The organism is Neisseria dentiae, assembly GCF_024580525.1.
GTDB classification, from domain to species: Bacteria; Pseudomonadota; Gammaproteobacteria; order Burkholderiales; family Neisseriaceae; genus Neisseria; species Neisseria dentiae_A.
On the sequence record NZ_JANIKQ010000009.1, the window covers coordinates 22,981 to 39,800 of the forward strand.

The following is a 16,820-nucleotide window of genomic DNA, read 5'->3' on the forward strand; positions in this document are numbered from 1 at the left end:
ACCGCAGGCGCACCCTTAATTTTTTCTCGCACAACTTTACATAAATCAGTATGATAGCAACCTTACCGGCAGAAAAACGCCTGCTGCACACACTTCAGGCCTGCCGGCAATAAAACCATACTTAAATTTTGAAGAGGTATCACCGTGTCTGATTCTAACCAATCCAAGCGCGAAACCTTCTCGAACCGTAGGGCATTTATGTTTGCCGCCATCGGTTCGGCGGTAGGTTTGGGCAATATTTGGCGCTTTCCCTATGTAACTTACGACAACGGCGGCGGTGCGTTTATCGTGCCCTACCTGATTGCGCTGCTCACTGCGGGCATCCCCCTGCTGTTTTTGGACTACGCCATCGGCCACCGTTACCGCGGTTCGCCTCCCTTGGCGTTCCGCCGCCTCAACCGCGCCCTGGAGCCTTTCGGTTGGTGGAACGTGTTGGCCAACGTGATTATCTGCATCTACTATGCCGTGATTATCGGCTGGGCGGCCAGCTACACCTACTATTCGCTGGTTGGCGCATGGGGCACCGACCCGCAAGCGTTTTTCTTTAAAGACTATCTGCACATGGCCGACGGCGTATCCGTGGGCTTCGATTTTGTGGCCAAAGTGCTCGGCCCCTTGATCGGCGTGTGGATTTTCACCTTTCTGATTCTGGCGCTGGGCGTGCAGAAAGGCGTGGCGCGCTCGTCGAGCTTCTTTATGCCGCTCTTGGTGGTAATGTTCCTGATTATGGTAGCCATCGCGCTGACCCTGCCGGGCGCCGCCAAAGGCTTGGATGCGCTGTTTACGCCCGATTGGTCGAAACTTTCCAACCCCAGCGTGTGGGTTGCCGCCTACGGCCAGATTTTCTTCTCGCTGTCTATCTGCTTCGGCATCATGATCACTTATTCTTCTTACCTGAAACCCAAGTCCGACCTCACCGGCACGGGCTTGGTGGTAGGCTTTGCCAACAGCAGCTTTGAAGTGCTGGCCGGTATCGGCGTGTTTGCCGCACTGGGCTTTATGGCCACCGCAGCGGGCAAAGAAGTAAGCGACGTGGCCTCTTCGGGCATTGGCCTGGCCTTTATCGCCTTCCCCACCATCATCAACCAGGCTCCGTTCGGCTCATTAATCGGCGTGCTGTTTTTCGGTTCCTTGGTTTTTGCCGGCATTACTTCGATGATTTCGATTGTGGAGGTAATCATTGCCGCCGTACAGGACAAACTGCGTTTGGGGCGTGTTGCCGCCACGTTTGCCGTATGCCTGCCGATGGGCATCGTGTCGGCGCTGCTGTTCGGCACCACCACCGGCCTGCCGGTGTTGGACGTGATGGACAAGTTTGTTAACACCTACGGCATCGTTGCCGCCGGCTTCCTGTATGTTTTGGTATTGGTCGCCACCAAAAAACTGCCGGTGCTGCGCCAGCATATCAACGCGATTTCATCGTTCAAAATCGGCACCTTGTGGTATGTTTTCGTGTGCACCACCGTTGCCATGCTGGGCTATATGCTGTTTAACGACACCAAAACCCTGTTGGCCAAAAACTACGAGGACTACCCCGACTGGTTCTTGGACACCTTCGGCTGGGGCATGTCGCTGGGTCTGATTGTGCTGGCATTGCTGTTGTCGCTGTTGCCGTGGCGTATGGAAAACAAATTCAACCCCGACGAAGCCCACAAATCCGACGAAACCCACAAAGGAGAACAATCATGAGCACCGCCGCCATCATCATGCTCGTGATAACGCTGGTTATCATTTGGGGCGGATTTATCGTTTCGGTGATCCGTCTGCCGAAAGAGTAAACCCGACCGCCAAGCAGTAAATAAAACGGAAAGGCCGTCTGAAAAATATTTTCAGACGGCCTTTCCGTTTCTAGGGAGTGTAGTCAGAATGCTTGTGAAGCGGTTTTTTGAGGAAAAATCCGCAGATGCAAGGCAAAAAGCGCAGCAAGATTGGACATCTTGCGAGCATTTTTAACGCCGCAGATGCGGATTTTAACCAAAAATACCGCCGCAACGCTTTCTGACTACACCCCCTAAAGCATCCACGTTATACCCAAGCCCGACAAAATCGTATGAAAACAGGCAAAGGTCTCGGGCATTCAGGGCAACCGCTCTACGCCTTACGCCTTACCCGTACTGCCGAAACCGCCCGCTCCGCGTTCGCTGGCGGCAAACTCGTCCACCAACTTAAACTCGGCCTGCACCACCGGCACCACCACCATTTGCGCGATGCGCGCCAACGGCTCGATGGTAAACGCCTCTTTGCCGCGGTTCCAAACCGACACTTTCAGCTCACCCTGATAATCCGAATCAATCAGGCCGACCAAATTGCCCAACACGATGCCGTGCTTGTGCCCCAAACCCGAACGCGGCAGCAGCACGGCAGCGTAGGCGGGGTTGGCCAAATGAACGGCCAAACCGGTGGGCACGAGAAACGTGTCGCCCGGCTGCAAAACAACGGCTTCGTCGATACAGGCACGCAAATCCAAGCCTGCCGAACCGGGCGTGGCATAAGCAGGCAGGTTGCCGGTCATTTTCGGATTGAGGATTTTCAGTTCCACTTCAGTTCGCATAATGGTTCTTCTATTGTTTCAAAAGGCGTTTATTATACACAAAGGCCGTCTGAAAGGTTTCAGACGGCCTCAAAAGGCTTTGCAAAACCACCCGCCCGATCAGGCAAACGGGTGTTGCAGCAAAATGGTTTCCGCACGGTCGGGGCCGGTGGAAACGATGGCGATGGGCGCGCCGCACACTTCTTCGATGCGTTTCAGATAAGCCTGCGCATTGGCCGGCAATTGGCTGAACTCGGTGGCGCCGAAGGTCGACTCTTTCCAGCCCGGCAGGGTTTCGTAAACCGGCGTGCAACCTGCCACTGCATCTGCGCCAAACGGCAAAATATCGGTGGTGCTGCCGTCGGCCAAGGTGTAGCCCACGCAGATTTTGATTTCGTCTATGCCGTCCATCACATCGAGTTTGGTGATGCACATACCGGTGATGCCGTTCACCTGAATCGAACGTTTCAGGGCGGCGGCGTCAAACCAGCCGCAGCGGCGGGCGCGCCCGGTTACCGAACCGAACTCGTGGCCGCGCTCGGCCAAACCTGCGCCGATGTCGTCGAACAGCTCGGTCGGAAACGGGCCGGAACCCACGCGGGTGGTGTAGGCTTTCACGATGCCCAACACATAATCGAGCATTTGCGGCGGTACGCCCGCACCGGCGGATGCGGCGCCCGCCAGACAGTTGGAAGACGTTACGAACGGATAAGTGCCGTAGTCGATATCCAGCAGCGTGCCCTGCGCGCCTTCAAACAGCAGTTTTTCGCCTTTTTGATTTTTCTCATACAGGGTGCGCGAAACATCGGTAATCATCGGCTTGATGCGGCCTGCGTATTTTTCGATAACGGCCAGCACGTCTTCCAGCTTCACCGGCTCGGCTTGGTGCAGGTGTTGCAGTTGCACGTTGTAATATTCCACATTGGCCTGCAATTTGGGCAACAGCTTTTCCGTATCGAACAAATCCACCATACGCACGGCGCGGCGGGCGACTTTGTCTTCATAAGCGGGGCCGATGCCGCGGCCGGTAGTACCGATTTTGCTGCTGCCGCGCGATGCTTCGCACGCTTGGTCAAGGGCGATGTGGTAAGGCAGAATCAGCGTGGCGGTGGGGGCGATTTTCAGACGGCCTTCCACGTTTTTCACACCGGCGGCGTTCAATTCGTCGATTTCGCCCATCAGCGCTTCGGGGGAAACCACCACGCCCGAACCGATAAAGCAGTCGAGCTTTTCATGCAGAATGCCGCTCGGTATCAGGCGCAAAACCGTTTTTTTGCCGCCCACCACCAAAGTGTGCCCGGCATTGTGGCCGCCTTGGAAACGCACCACACCGGCGGTTTCCTCCGCCAGCCAGTCCACAATTTTGCCTTTGCCTTCGTCGCCCCATTGGGCACCGATCACTACTACGTTTTTAGCCATAATTCTCAACCTGTTATTCAAAGTAACTCAAACTTCCGTTTCAACCACTTGCCAGCCGTCGCCTTGGCGTTGCAGGCGGCGGGTCGCTTTTCTGACGCCGTTTTGGCCGGCTCCGTAATCTATCACCACCGCCTGCCCTTCTGCGCGCAAACGGTTAACGGTTTCCTGCGCCTGCGGCAAATCGGCGGCCGCCACGGCAACCGGCGGCTGTTGCTCGCACTGCGGCAGCCGCCCGATAAAGGTGCGCAAATCGAAGCTGAAGCCGGTGGCCGGACGGGCGCGGCCGAAATATTCGCCCAAGCCGTCGTAACGGCCGCCGCGCGCCACCGCTTCGTGATTGTCTTTGCCGTAAGCGGCGTATAACAGGCCGGTGTGGTAGCTATCCACCCGCAGTTCCGACAAATCGATATGCACGGCCTGCTGCGGGAAAGCGTCGCACACCGCCTGCAATTCGTTTAAGGCTTTGCCCACGGCAAACAAATCGGGCAGCTTGGCGCGCGCTTCTGCCAGCACGTCGCGCGAGCCGTAGAGCGCGGGCAGCAGCGAAAACGCTTTCGCCCACATGCCGTCGAGCTTCCATGCGACCACTTGGGCGTTGACGGCGGCGGCATCCTTATCCTGCATCAGCGCCAGCAACTGCGCCGCCTGCTCCTGCGTCAGCCCCGCCGCTTCTGCCAGCGCGCGGAACACGCCGATATGGCCGAGCGACAGCAAAACCTCGCCCACATCACCGATGGCCACGCTTTTGAGCATCAGGTCGATAAGCTCGATATCCGCCGCCACATCAGCATAGCCGTATAGCTCCGCCCCCACCTGCAAAGGTTCGCGGGTGCTTAAAAAACCGTCGGGACGGGCGTGCAGCACCGAACCGGCATAGCACAGGCGGTTGATGCCGTTGTTGGCCGACAAGAGATGCGCGTCGATGCGCGCCACCTGCGGCGTGATGTCGGCACGGATGCCGAGCTGGCGGCCGCTGAGCTGGTCGACCACGCGTATGGTTTTCAGCGACAAGCCCGCGTCGATATGGGTGAGCAGCGAATTGCTGTATTCCATCAGGGGCGGGTGCACCAGCTCGTAGCCGTGCACGCGGAACAAGGCCAACAACCGCTCCCGCGCGCTTTCGAGCCGGCGCGCGGAAGAAGGCAGAATATCGGCGATGTGCTCGGGTAGTTGCCAAGACTGCATGAAAATCCAATCTTTACTGTAAACACAACAAAGGCTGCTCAAACTTAAAAACTAAAAACCATCGTTTCGGGCAACTTTCGCCGCCCGCTTTATGATTTGATTTTAAATTCAAACAGCCCCGAATTATTAAAGCAGAACTTTAACATAAAACAACAATGAAGTGCAGCCTGTTTTTGCCCCACACAGCCGTACCGCTTGCGCGTTTTTGTTTTCAGACGGCCAACCTTTATTGCCAAGCCCATCTGGATTTTGCAAAGGTTTCACGATGCGGATATTCTGCCGTGCAAAAAATCATGCAGCGGTTTGGGCAGGCCGTAACCGGCCAGATTTTGTTTTTCCACCCACAGGCCGTCTGAAAGCCGTTCGGCGGGCGTGTGGTTTGCAGATGCGGCAAACGGGGTAATCAGCAACAGGCGGTGGGTGAGGCGGTGGGTGAGCGAAGGCTGCTCTTCGAGGCCGTCTGAAAAAACACCGAAGCGTTCTGCGGCCTCGTTGAGGCTGCCCAAACTGTCGAAACACGGTACGCAATAGAGACCGCCCCAAATGCCTTCGGACGGCCGCTTTTCGAGCCAAACCGCGCCGTCGGGGCGGCGCAGCACCAGCCAGAACAGCGGCAGCGTCCGCACGGCGGGTGCGGCTTTTTTACGCGGCAGCTCGGCCGTGCGGTTTTGCGCCCGGGCTTGGCAGATGCCGCTCATCGGGCAAGTGCCGCACAAGGGTTTGCTGCGCTTGCAGACGGTGGCGCCCAAATCCATCAGCCCCTGCGTATAGGCGGGCATATCGCTGCCGTTTTCGGGCAGCAGCGATTCGGCCAGCGCCCACAGTTGTTTTTCAAATTTTTTGTCGGCGATGTCGCCGTCGAGCGCAAACACGCGGCAGAGCACCCGTTTGACGTTGCCGTCTAAAATGGCTTCGCGTTTGTGGAAGGCGAAAGCGGCAATGGCCGCCGCCGTGCTTCTGCCCACGCCGCAGAGCTTTTCCAGCCCCTCGCGCTCGCACGGAAACACGCCGCCGAATGTTTCAACCACCTGCCGCGCTGCTTTGTGCAGGTTGCGTGCGCGGCTGTAATAGCCCAAGCCGGCCCACAGGCCGAGCACTTCGTCTTGCTCGGCGGCGGCCAGATCGGCCACGGCAGGGAAACGGGCGGTAAAGCGCGGATAATAGTCCAACACGGTGGCCACTTGGGTTTGCTGTAACATGATTTCCGACAGCCACACGTTGTAGGGGTTGCGCACCTGCCACGGCAGGTGGTGGCGGCCGTGCTGTTTCTGCCAGCGTATCAGGCGGGTTGCGAAAGAAAGGTCGGTCATGGCGGGCAGTTGGCTGGAAAGAAAAGGCGTATTGTAAACGGAATGTGGCTTTTTTGAATCTTTGCGGTTTTGCAAAAATGGCAGGCCGTCTGAAAGAACATTTTCAGACGGCCTGCAAAATGCACCGGTCGCCGCAACCTGCACGCCCTAGCCTTGAGGGCAGCTCAAGCGCTCAGACTTCCCCGCCCGGCAAGGTTTCGGCAGGTTTTTCGTCGGGCAGTATCCAGTTCAGAATAATCGCCAGCACCGCGCACAAACCCACGCCGGCAAAGCTGACGCTGCCCAGCTTGATAATCATGCCGCCCACGCCGGTGGTGAGCACCGAGCTGACGATAACGAGGTTTTTCGGCTGCATCAAATCCACTTTGGCATCAATCAGCGTTTTCAGGCCGAGCGAGGCGATGGTGCCGAACAGCAGAATCATAATCCCGCCCATCACCGGCAGCGGAATCGAAGCCAGAAAAGCGTTGAACTTGCCGAAAAACGCCATGCAGATGGCGAAAACAGCCGCCCAGGTCATGATTTTCGGATTACCGTTTTTGGTAATCATCACCGCGCCGGTTACTTCGCCGTAGGTGGTTACGGGCGGGCCGCCGATCAAACCCGCCACGCATACACCCAAACCGTCGCCCGCCAGCGTTTTGTCGAGGCCGGGGTCTTTAGCGTAATCTTTGCCGGTTACTTTGCCGATGGCCATCACGCCGCCGATATGCTCGATGGCGGGGGCGATGGCAACCGGCAGCATAAACAGCGCGGCCTGCCAGTTAATTTGCGGCGTTTCAAAATGCGGCACGGCAAACCACGGCGCGGCGGCAATCGGCGCCGTGTCCACCAAACCCATTAACAAAGCGGCAATATAGCCTGCGCCCACGCCGATTAAAATGGGAACGAGCTTCATCATTTTGCTGCCGAACACCGCCACCACCACGGTAACGGCGAAAGTGAAGCCCGAAAGCAGCAGCGATTGGGCGTAGTCCACCGCCTGATTGCCGCCGGCCTGCCCCATCGCCATCTGGCTGGCCACCACCGCCACCGACAAACCGATCACCATAATCACCGGTCCGATAACCACCGACGGCAGCAGACGGTTAACAGCCGCCAAACCGCGCCATTTAATCAGCGCGGCAAACACAAAATACATAAAGCCCGCCGCAAACAGGCCGAACATGGTGGAAGGCAGCCCCCACTCGCCGACGGCGTAAATAATCGGCGCGATAAAGGCGAACGACGAGCCTAAAAAAACCGGCACTTTCTGCTTGGTAACCAATTGGAAAAGCAGCGTGCCGATGCCCGCGCCCAAGAGCGCCATCGCAGGGTTCAGGCCGGTTAAGAGCGGCACCAGCACCATCGCGCCGAACGCCACAAACAGAATCTGCGCGCCCGCAACGGCTAATTTAAGTTGTTGCATGTTAAGTTCCGTTATCTGGGTTGAAGTCAAACGGGCGGATTATAACGCTGCGAAAGTGTTTTGTGTGTGCTGCCGCACATGCTTTTCAGACGGCCATAAACGGCTCGGGTGCAGCAATAAAAAGAGTTACAAGCCCATATTCAGTCTATATAATTCCGTTTTCGTTTTATAGATTGTTTCAGACGGCCTGAATAACGGTTCGGACAAAACCGAAAGGCCGTCTGAAAAACACCGCCGCGGCGGGTTCAAAGAGAATACCGATATGGATTTAAACCGCAAAATCATCGCCATCGACGGCCCCAGCGCATCAGGCAAAGGCACAGTAGCCTCGCGCGTGGCCGCCGCGCTCGGCTTCGATTATCTCGATTCGGGTGCGCTTTACCGACTGACCGCGCTTTACGCGCAGCAGCGTAACGCCGATTGGGGCGACGAAGCAGCCGTAGCCGCCTTGGCAGAGCAACTGCCCGCCGAGTTCGACGGCGGCCGCATCCTGCTTAACGGCCGCGACGTTACCGACGCCATCCGCACCGAAGCCATCGGCATGGGCGCATCGGCGGTGGCGCAACTGCCCAAAGTGCGCGAAGCATTGTTGCAGCGCCAGCGTGCCTTCCTTACCGAAAAAGGCTTGGTGGGCGACGGGCGCGATATGGGATCGGTGATTTTTCCCGATGCCGCGCTGAAAATCTTCCTGACCGCATCCGCACGCACCCGCGCCGAGCGCCGCGCCAAACAAATCGGCGTGCCCACCGAAGGTGTGGCCTTCGAGCGCATCCTCGCCGACATCGAAGCGCGCGACGAAGCCGACAGCCGCCGCGCCGTCGCCCCGCTCAAACAGCAGCCCGACGCCCTGCTGCTCGACACCACCCACTTGAACATCGAAGAATCGGTAAAAAAAGTGCTTGATTGGTATGCAAAAATCTAAGCTTGCTGTATAATCCCGCCAGCTTTTTTCAGACGGCCCCGAATCTTGAAAGGCCGTCTGAAAACCGTTTGCAGCAAACGTCTGCCGCGCCAAGGGCGGCAAGCGTTTTTTACAACCTACCCCGCACCCCTTGGCGGTGTATTGAAAAGAGTTATTTATGACTATGGAAAATTTTGCCCAGCTTTTGGAAGAAAGCTTTACCCTTCAAGAGATGAACCCCGGTGAAGTGATTACCGCCGAAGTAGTAGGCATCGACCAAAACTTCGTTACCGTAAACGCCGGTTTGAAATCCGAATCTCTGATCGACGTGGCTGAATTCAAAAACGCCCAGGGCGAGATTGAAGTTAAAGTAGGCGATTTCGTTACCGTAACCATCGAATCCGTTGAAAACGGTTTCGGCGAAACCAAACTGTCGCGCGAAAAAGCCAAACGCGCCGCCGACTGGATCGCCCTGGAAGAAGCCATGGAAAACGGCGACATCCTTTCCGGCGTGATCAACGGCAAAGTCAAAGGCGGCTTAACCGTAATGATCAACAGCATCCGCGCCTTCCTGCCCGGCTCGCTGGTTGACGTGCGCCCCGTAAAAGACACCTCTCACTTTGAAGGCAAAGAAGTCGAATTCAAAGTGATCAAACTCGACAAAAAACGCAACAACGTTGTGGTATCCCGCCGCGCCGTTCTGGAAGTAACTTTGGGCGAAGAGCGCAAAGCCCTGCTGGAAAACCTGCAAGAAGGTTCGGTTGTTAAAGGTATCGTTAAAAACATCACCGACTACGGTGCATTCGTTGACTTGGGCGGCATCGACGGCCTCCTGCACATCACCGACTTGGCATGGCGCCGCGTGAAACACCCGAGTGAAGTGCTGGAAGTGGGTCAGGAAGTAGAAGCCAAAGTACTGAAGTTCGACCAAGACAAACAACGCGTTTCTCTGGGTATGAAACAACTGGGCGAAGACCCCTGGAGCGGCCTGACCCGCCGTTACCCGCAAGGCACCCGCCTGTTCGGCAAAGTGTCCAACCTTACCGACTACGGCGCGTTCGTTGAAATCGAACAAGGCATCGAAGGTTTGGTGCACGTTTCCGAAATGGATTGGACCAACAAAAACGTTCACCCGAGCAAAGTCGTGCAACTGGGCGACGAAGTGGAAGTGATGATTCTCGAAATCGACGAAGACCGCCGCCGCATCAGCCTGGGCATGAAACAGTGCCAGGCCAATCCGTGGGAAGAATTTGCCGCCAACCACAACAAAGGCGACAAACTTTCAGGCGCGGTTAAATCCATCACCGACTTCGGCGTATTCGTAGGCCTGCCCGGCGGCATCGACGGCCTGGTTCACCTCTCTGACCTGTCTTGGACCGAAACCGGCGAAGAAGCCGTGCGCAAATACAAAAAAGGCGAAGAAGTGGAAGCCGTTGTATTGGCCATCGATGTTGAAAAAGAGCGCATCTCTTTGGGCATCAAACAACTGGAAGGCGACCCCTTCGGCAACTTCATCAGCGTGAACGACAAAGGTTCGCTGGTTAAAGGCGTGGCCAAATCCGTTGACGCCAAAGGCGCCGTGGTTGCCCTGTCAGACGAAGTGGAAGCCTACCTGCCCGCCTCAGAATGGTCGAGCGAGCGCGTTGAAGACCTGCGCAACGTGTTGAAAGAAGGCGACGAAGTAGAGGCCGTTGTTGCCACCGTCGATCGCAAAAACCGCAGCATCAAACTGTCGGTGAAAGCAAAAGACGCCAAAGACAACCGCGATGCCCTGAATTCCGTTAACGCCGCGGCAACCGCCAGCGCCGGCACCACCAGCCTGGGCGACTTGCTGAAAGCCAAACTTTCAGGCGACCAAGAGTAATAGGTGCAGACATGACTAAGTCTGAATTGATGGTTCGTTTGGCGGAAGTGTTTGCCGAAAAAAACGGCACGCAACTGATGGCTAAAGACGTCGAATACAGCGTAAAGGTTTTGGTCGACACCATGACCCGCTCGCTTGCCAAAGGCCAGCGCATCGAAATCCGCGGCTTCGGCAGCTTCGACTTGAACCGCCGCCCGGCCCGCGTCGGCCGCAACCCCAAAACCGGCGAACGTGTGGAAGTGCCCGAAAAGTATGTTCCCCACTTCAAACCCGGCAAAGAGTTGCGCGAGCGCGTCGACCAAGCCCTGCTGAACGCAAAATAAACCGAAAAAGCAAACGCCGCAGAAATGCGGCGTTTTTTTATGCGGCAAATTTATGGTAAAACACAAACACCCGAATCAAGCTTGAGTTATGATTTGTAAGCCTTCAAAGCCGATCAGGGTTTTGAAAAATATCAGGCCGTCTGAAAATTTTTCAGACGGCCTGTATTCTCACCCATTGCCAAGCAGCAAAAATCACTTAGCTGCGCTGGCTGCTCCTGTTTCGGGCAGTTTTTCCACCCTCACGGCGCTTTGCTTTTCGGCGGCTCCTACGGCTTGGGTGGCGCGGGCTGCGTTGGGCACTACCGTGCCTTGCGCTTCGGCGTTGGCTACCGCATCGTTTTTGGCCGGTGCAGTTTTGCCGCCCACCGAAACGATTTCCGACTGGCCGGAAGGCGCGGCTTTTTCGGCCACGGCCGCCGCTCCGCTGTTGGTTTGCGGCCAGAACTGCCACACGCCCACCGCCACCGCCAGCACGCTGGCCGCTACGGCAAATCCTTTAAAGGCATGGTTGTTGGCTGCGGGGCGGATTGCCCGGCCTTCGCTGCGGTCAAGCTGTTTCGCAGCAACCGTTTGCACGGTAGCCGTGATGCGCTCTTCGGCAACGAATACGTTCTCTTTCTGCACAGCAGGTTTCGCGTGTTGCAGGCAATCGCGGATCAAATGGTATTCATGCCATTTTTGCTGTGCTTCGCTGTCAGACAATAATTTATCCAGTGCTTCTTCCGACAAATCATCATCGTCCATGGCGGCAGAGACAAATTCATAGTCTTTGTTTTGGTTCATTTTATTACCACCTTTGGTCTTCAGACGTGTCCAGCAACGGCCTTAAATCTTTGGCGATTACCTCGCGTGCTCTGAAAATGCGCGAGCGTACGGTTCCGATGGGACAGTCCATAATCTGAGCAATTTCCTCGTAAGACAAACCTTCCATTTCCCGCAGGGAGATGGCTTTCCGTAAATCGTCGGGCAGTTTGGAGATGGCCGCCTCTACTGTTTCTAATATTTCCCGATTCATCATTTCCGCTTCCGGCGTATGGTCGTCGGCAAGCTGGTCGGCTAAATCGAGAATATCCCCTTCATCGTTGGCAACGTCGGCGCTTACGAAAGGCCGTTTGCCTGAAGTAACCAAGTAGTTTTTGGCGGTATTGATGCCGATGCGGTAGAGCCACGTATAAAACGCACTCTCGCCACGGAAATTCGGCAATGCCCGGTAGGCTTTTATCAAAGCTTCCTGCGCAACATCGTTTACCTCGTGTTCGTCCTTAATGAAGCGGGACAACAAACGGGTAAGACGGCGCTGGTATTTCGACACCAGAAGCTCGAACGCTTTATGTTCGCCTTTTTGCGCCCGCTCTACCAATGCCTGATCGATTTTACGATCATTCATGCTCAACCCTTAATAACCAGATTACAAACACAGAAAAGGTAAAGCGTGCGCGTTGTAAGCTTCAGACACTTTACCTTCACTTTGGTTCCAAAACAAAGCAATTAAATTTATCAAAAACAGGGATAGCCCCGTTCGGGCTGCCATGATGAACGCTAACCCGGATATTGGCAATAGCCGCGCAGCGGTTGCCGCCGTCGGCCACCACCGGCCAGCAGCGCCTTGCAAACGGCGGAACTTTGCACTCTTGTAAAATTTTCCAAACATTTTTACGACCAACGGTAGTTTGAATCACATCATCGGCACTTGCAACCCGAATAACACATTCTTCATTTAACAATTCCTCACGGATTCCGAACGAATGCGGTTTAAGGGTAAAACCGTTTTCAGGCAGAATATTTTTCAGACGGCCTTTCAAAACCGCCCCTTCCGCAAGCCAGGGCAGCGTGTTTTGCCAGCCTGTTTTGCGGGCGAACAAGGTATCGCGGTAGGCATAAATACTGCCCTGCGGCAGCGGCCATTCGGCCGACGCGGCTTTCATCGTGCCCAGCACCCGCGAAAAATCAGCAGTGCTTTCTGCGGCGGGCACGCCCAGTTCGTGCAGCTTGGCATAGTGCAGCAACTGCTGGCGGCGGCGCGCTTCACTCAGGGTTTTCCAGCGCGCGATGCTGAATGCGCCCGTTTCGCAAACATAGGCGTAATCCTGCGCCACGATTTCATTTAGCACGACCAGCTCGTTTTGCAGCGCGCGGATGCTGCTAACGATGTGGCGGTCTAAATGCGGCACGCGGCTGCGCCATTGCGGCAGCGCCTCGTTCCGCAGCCAATTGCGCAAAAATGCGGGGTTGCGGTTGCTGCCGTCTTCCACATAAGCCAAGCCGTGTTCGGCGGCATAGCTTTCCAAGGTTTCGCGCGACTCTGCCAGCAGCGGCCGCCAAACCTGAATCTGCCCGTTCAGCGCCCGCCGCCCGGGCATGGCCGACAGGGCGCGCAGGCCACCGCCGCGCAACGCGGCCAGCATAAAGGTTTCCACTTGGTCGTCTTGGTGGTGCGCCAATGCCAGCACATCGCAGCGGCCGTCTGAAAACACGCGGTAGCGCTGCTTGCGCGCTTCCGCTTCGATACCCAGGCGGCTTTCCTCCGCCACGGTTACTTTTTCCACCCGCAACGGCACGTTCAGCCGCCGGCACAGGCTGCGGCAGAAGTCCGCCCATTCGTCGGCCTGATCGCTCAAACCATGATGCACATGCACGGCTGTTAAGGCAAAACCGAAACGCTGTTGCAGGGCGGCGAGGGCGTGCAGCAGCACCACCGAATCCAAGCCGCCGCTCAAACCCGCTTCGATGCGGATACCGGCGGGAAAATCGTGCGGCCATGCTGCTGACAGGCGCTGCAATAAAGGATGATGGGGTTTCATGGGTTGGAACCGCTGTGGTAGAAAAAAAGGCCGTCTGAAACGTTTCAGACGGTCTCTATTTTACACAAATGCTTCTTGCTGTTCTTGATAACGAACGGATTCCGAGCCTGTGAGATTGATGATTTCCTGCACACCCAAACCGATACGGCGGGCGTAGTTGATGTCGTTCATCAGTGACGAGGTTTCCCAACCGCCGATTTCTTTTTTACGCAGTTTTACCAGCGTGCGGGCACGGAAACTTTCCAATGTGTCGATATGCTTCGCCAGCGCCGCCGCCTGCCCGAACCATTCTTCGGAATAGGCGGCCAGCGCGCTGATGCGGCGGAACAGCACCAGTGTTTTAAACAGGTGGCGGCGCAGGCGCATGTAGTCGCGAAACACGGGCGAATCGGGCTTTTGCAGATGCAGCTGCATATTCTTCTGCAAGTGTTTGCTTTCTTTCACGATTTCAACCATCTGAAATGCCGCCGTATAAGCGGTGGAAAGCTGTTGCTGCTGCTCTTCGCCCTCCATATCGATTTTGCTGGCGAAATCCAACACTTCGCTGTACAGCGGCTTGATTTGGCTTTCATACAGCGCCTGCGCGTCGAGGTTCAGCGGCGGCTTGGGCGGCGGCAGTTCTTCGTCGGCATCGGTTTGCTCTTCATAGAGTTTATCAACCGGAATAAACAGAACGTGGCAGATAGCCTCCAAACTTACCGCGTTCAGATGGCCTATTTCTTTAAACACCGAACGAATGGCGGTGTCGCCAGAGCGCAGCATATTGTGGTTCAAATACAATGCCCGCACAGGCTGGTGGCCGTCGGGCAGCAGATGGCCGTCCGCTTCTTTTTCGGGCAACCATTTGATAAGCTGCCGCGCCAACCGCTCTTGCAGCTTCCAAAACACCGCCAAACCCAAGCCGTTAAACAAGGTGTGGAACAAAGCCAGTTGCAGCAGGCCGCCCATACCGGTCAACCCCGCCGTAAACGTTACCAGCTTGGTGAGCGGCAGCCACAACAGCAGCGACAACACCGCCGTTACCACGTTGAACAGCAAATGCGCCAGCGCCAGCCGCTGTCCGCTGCGGTCGCTGCCGAGCATGCCCACAAACGCGGTGGAAATGCTGCTGCCCACGTTTGAGCCTATGGCGATGGCAAAGCCCTGCGCCACGCTGATCTGCCCGGCCGCCAACGCCGCCAGCGTTAAAATCAGAGTGGCGTGCGAAGACTGCAAAACAATGGTTAAAAACAGGCCGATGGTGCTGAAAATGGCGATTTCGGCCACGCCGCCCGCCTGCACGGATGAAAAATCCACCTGCCCGCCCAAGGCCTGAAAGCCGTCTTTAATCGCATCGATACCCAAAAAAATCAAGGCTATGCCCACTAAAACGCGGCCTATGGTTTTGCCTTTATTGTTTAGAAAACCTGCCAGAATGCCGAACACCAGCATGGGCACGGCCACGGGGCTGAGACTGATGCTCTGCCCCGCCATCGCCAGCAGCCAGATACCGCTGGTGGCACCCAGATTGGTGCCCAAAATCACGGCGATACCGCCCGCCAGCGTAATCAGGCCGGTGCTTAGAAACGCGATGGTCAGCAGCGAAACCAGCGTGCTTGATTGCAGGATAAAGGTGGCGCCTATGCCGAACAGCAAGCCTTTGGCGGGCGTGGACGTGCTTTTCGCCATCAGGCGCTCCAGCGTGCCGCCCGCCGCATTGCGCAAACCTTCTTCGATACACTGCATACCGAACAGAAACAGCGCCAGGCCGTAACACAGTTTCAGCCACGGCGCGCTATACCAGAAACTGTATGCCAACGCCGCCAGCAAAGCGGCGGTTAGCACGGGTTTGAACAGATTGCTTTTCATGTTTTCTCCGAAAACAAACGGTATGTTGTTATGATTTTTTTAAGGATATTTCCAAGCGGTTTCTTTGTTTTTTCAGACGGCCTCAAGCCTCACGCAACCGCCACACATTCAAACGCGATATTTTAACAGAAACATACAAAAGGCCGTCTGAAAATTCAGACGGCCTCGTTAGAAAACACGGTTGTATCAGAACGCAACAAACTGGGTCGGGTTAACCGGTTTGCCGTTTTGGCGCACCTCGAAATGCAGCTTGGTGCGGTCGGCGTCGCTGTTACCCATGCGGGCGATGGTTTGGCCGCGTTTCACGGTTTGGCCTTCTTTCACCAGCAGGTTTTGGTTATGGCCGTAAGCGGTTAAAAAGGTTTGGTTGTGCTGCACAATCACCAGGTTGCCGTAACCGCGCAAGCCCGAGCCGGCATATACCACTTTGCCGTCGGCCGCAGAAACCACCGCCTGGCCGGCTTGGCCGGAGATATCTACGCCTTTGCTGTTGCCGCCGAACTGGGTGATGATGTTACCCGCCGTGGGGCGCTGCCAAGTGATGCCGGAAACCGTGCGTACGCCGCCGGTCGATACCGAGGGGGTTTTGGCGGGGCCGCTGGCCTGCGGGCGCTGCTGTGTCCGGGCATAATCGGTATTAGAGGGTGCTGAAGGCGTTGAAGATGCGGGCGGTGTGGCGGGTTTGGACGCCGTGGCGGCAGGTGCGGAGTAGCCGGCCGGTTTCACGCGCAGGTTTTGGCCTACGCTGATGGTGTTGTCGGGGCCGAGGTTGTTCCACTCGCGCAGGTTGTCTTGGGTGATGTTGTAGCGTTTGGCGATGTTGTAAACGGTGTCGCCGCGCACCACGGTGTGCGTGGCGGCATTGATGTCAACGGGCGCGTTAGAAGGAATATACGCACCGCCGCCGCTCACAGGTGCGGCGGGAGCCGCCGGTGCGGATGCCTGCGGGTTGTAGGGTTCGGGGGCCGCGCTGGCCCCTGCCGCATTCGGGTCGTAAGGTGTGGCGCCGTAGGGGTTGCTCTGCGCCGACGTGCCGGAAGCAGCACCGCCGGATGCCGTGCCTGCGGTTACGGGGGCGGCAGGCTGCTGGAACCATGAACACGCGCCCAGCATCAATACCAAAGCTGCCGAGCCGGTGCGGAATGCGGTTTTTTTCAACATAATCTGTATTACCTTCTGTTTTGTTTGGTTTAAGTTCGGAATCGGGGCATATCATAATCAAATTATGCCC

15 protein-coding genes are annotated in these 16,820 nt (G+C 56.5%); 5 read left to right on the top strand and 10 right to left on the bottom strand.

What is annotated here, in order from left to right:
- The first annotated feature begins 144 nt into the window (after positions 1–144).
- Positions 145–1,689 (top strand): sodium-dependent transporter, encoded by a 1,545-nt coding sequence (locus NQ012_RS06835; RefSeq protein ID WP_257066852.1) that lies wholly within the window; start codon positions 145–147, stop codon positions 1,687–1,689.
- Positions 1,686–1,778, top strand: a complete 93-nt coding sequence (locus NQ012_RS06840) for a methionine/alanine import family NSS transporter small subunit (RefSeq protein ID WP_257066853.1) — start codon at positions 1,686–1,688, stop codon at positions 1,776–1,778. Before NQ012_RS06835 ends, NQ012_RS06840 begins: the two co-directional genes overlap by 4 nt.
- A gap of 320 nt (positions 1,779–2,098) precedes the next feature.
- Here the strand turns inward: NQ012_RS06840 and dut are convergent, their stop codons facing one another.
- From dut to NQ012_RS06865, 5 genes are all read right to left on the bottom strand, one after another.
- On the bottom strand, positions 2,099–2,551 hold the full coding sequence (dut, locus tag NQ012_RS06845) for a dUTP diphosphatase (RefSeq protein ID WP_257066854.1): 453 nt from the start codon (positions 2,549–2,551) through the stop codon (positions 2,099–2,101).
- Positions 2,552–2,650: 99 nt separating this feature from the next.
- Positions 2,651–3,949, bottom strand: coding sequence for an adenylosuccinate synthase (locus NQ012_RS06850; protein ID WP_257066855.1), 1,299 nt, complete (start codon positions 3,947–3,949; stop codon positions 2,651–2,653).
- Between the two features lie 27 nt (positions 3,950–3,976).
- Positions 3,977–5,134 (bottom strand): ATP phosphoribosyltransferase regulatory subunit, encoded by a 1,158-nt coding sequence (locus NQ012_RS06855; protein ID WP_257066857.1) that lies wholly within the window; start codon positions 5,132–5,134, stop codon positions 3,977–3,979.
- Positions 5,135–5,394: 260 nt separating this feature from the next.
- Positions 5,395–6,444 (bottom strand): A/G-specific adenine glycosylase, encoded by a 1,050-nt coding sequence (gene mutY / locus NQ012_RS06860; protein ID WP_257066858.1) that lies wholly within the window; start codon positions 6,442–6,444, stop codon positions 5,395–5,397.
- 172 nt (positions 6,445–6,616) lie between these two features.
- The gene (locus NQ012_RS06865) at positions 6,617–7,852 is read right to left on the bottom strand and encodes a uracil-xanthine permease family protein (protein ID WP_257066859.1); all 1,236 of its coding nucleotides are present in this window, start codon (positions 7,850–7,852) and stop codon (positions 6,617–6,619) included.
- A 262-nt stretch (positions 7,853–8,114) separates the two neighbouring features.
- Between NQ012_RS06865 and cmk the strand changes: the two genes are divergently transcribed.
- From cmk to NQ012_RS06880, 3 genes are all read left to right on the top strand, one after another.
- Positions 8,115–8,774 (top strand): (d)CMP kinase, encoded by a 660-nt coding sequence (gene cmk, locus NQ012_RS06870; RefSeq protein WP_257066860.1) that lies wholly within the window; start codon positions 8,115–8,117, stop codon positions 8,772–8,774.
- Positions 8,775–8,931: 157 nt separating this feature from the next.
- Positions 8,932–10,617: a 30S ribosomal protein S1 gene (rpsA, locus tag NQ012_RS06875; RefSeq protein WP_085366260.1), complete on the top strand. Its 1,686-nt coding sequence runs from the start codon at positions 8,932–8,934 to the stop codon at positions 10,615–10,617.
- An 11-nt stretch (positions 10,618–10,628) separates the two neighbouring features.
- Positions 10,629–10,940 (top strand): integration host factor subunit beta, encoded by a 312-nt coding sequence (locus tag NQ012_RS06880; protein ID WP_085366261.1) that lies wholly within the window; start codon positions 10,629–10,631, stop codon positions 10,938–10,940.
- 192 nt (positions 10,941–11,132) lie between these two features.
- On the opposite strand, the gene NQ012_RS06885 is transcribed toward NQ012_RS06880, so the two are convergent.
- From NQ012_RS06885 to NQ012_RS06905, 5 genes are all read right to left on the bottom strand, one after another.
- Positions 11,133–11,723 carry a sigma-E factor negative regulatory protein gene (locus tag NQ012_RS06885; RefSeq protein WP_257066861.1) on the bottom strand — a complete coding sequence of 197 codons (591 nt, stop codon included), beginning with the start codon at positions 11,721–11,723 and terminating at the stop codon, positions 11,133–11,135.
- Between the two features lie 4 nt (positions 11,724–11,727).
- A complete protein-coding gene (gene rpoE / locus NQ012_RS06890) occupies positions 11,728–12,327 on the bottom strand; it encodes an RNA polymerase sigma factor RpoE (protein WP_085366283.1) in 600 nt (199 codons plus the stop codon).
- 76 nt (positions 12,328–12,403) lie between these two features.
- Positions 12,404–13,741: a tRNA lysidine(34) synthetase TilS gene (gene tilS / locus NQ012_RS06895; RefSeq protein WP_257066863.1), complete on the bottom strand. Its 1,338-nt coding sequence runs from the start codon at positions 13,739–13,741 to the stop codon at positions 12,404–12,406.
- 60 nt (positions 13,742–13,801) lie between these two features.
- The gene (locus tag NQ012_RS06900) at positions 13,802–15,589 is read right to left on the bottom strand and encodes a Na/Pi cotransporter family protein (RefSeq protein WP_257066864.1); all 1,788 of its coding nucleotides are present in this window, start codon (positions 15,587–15,589) and stop codon (positions 13,802–13,804) included.
- 186 nt (positions 15,590–15,775) lie between these two features.
- The gene (locus NQ012_RS06905; protein ID WP_257066865.1) at positions 15,776–16,750 is read right to left on the bottom strand and encodes a peptidoglycan DD-metalloendopeptidase family protein; all 975 of its coding nucleotides are present in this window, start codon (positions 16,748–16,750) and stop codon (positions 15,776–15,778) included.
- Positions 16,751–16,820: the final 70 nt, after the last annotated feature.

Coding starts and splice junctions, on each gene's coding strand:
- NQ012_RS06840 (WP_257066853.1), top strand. CDS start 1,686: ATGAGCACCGCCGCCATCATCATGCTCGTGATAACGCTGGTTATCATT.
- dut (WP_257066854.1), bottom strand. CDS start 2,551: ATGCGAACTGAAGTGGAACTGAAAATCCTCAATCCGAAAATGACCGGC.
- NQ012_RS06850 (WP_257066855.1), bottom strand. CDS start 3,949: ATGGCTAAAAACGTAGTAGTGATCGGTGCCCAATGGGGCGACGAAGGC.
- NQ012_RS06855 (WP_257066857.1), bottom strand. CDS start 5,134: ATGCAGTCTTGGCAACTACCCGAGCACATCGCCGATATTCTGCCTTCT.
- mutY (WP_257066858.1), bottom strand. CDS start 6,444: ATGACCGACCTTTCTTTCGCAACCCGCCTGATACGCTGGCAGAAACAG.
- NQ012_RS06865 (WP_257066859.1), bottom strand. CDS start 7,852: ATGCAACAACTTAAATTAGCCGTTGCGGGCGCGCAGATTCTGTTTGTG.
- cmk (WP_257066860.1), top strand. CDS start 8,115: ATGGATTTAAACCGCAAAATCATCGCCATCGACGGCCCCAGCGCATCA.
- rpsA (WP_085366260.1), top strand. CDS start 8,932: ATGACTATGGAAAATTTTGCCCAGCTTTTGGAAGAAAGCTTTACCCTT.
- NQ012_RS06880 (WP_085366261.1), top strand. CDS start 10,629: ATGACTAAGTCTGAATTGATGGTTCGTTTGGCGGAAGTGTTTGCCGAA.
- NQ012_RS06885 (WP_257066861.1), bottom strand. CDS start 11,723: ATGAACCAAAACAAAGACTATGAATTTGTCTCTGCCGCCATGGACGAT.
- rpoE (WP_085366283.1), bottom strand. CDS start 12,327: ATGAATGATCGTAAAATCGATCAGGCATTGGTAGAGCGGGCGCAAAAA.
- tilS (WP_257066863.1), bottom strand. CDS start 13,741: ATGAAACCCCATCATCCTTTATTGCAGCGCCTGTCAGCAGCATGGCCG.
- NQ012_RS06900 (WP_257066864.1), bottom strand. CDS start 15,589: ATGAAAAGCAATCTGTTCAAACCCGTGCTAACCGCCGCTTTGCTGGCG.
- NQ012_RS06905 (WP_257066865.1), bottom strand. CDS start 16,750: ATGTTGAAAAAAACCGCATTCCGCACCGGCTCGGCAGCTTTGGTATTG.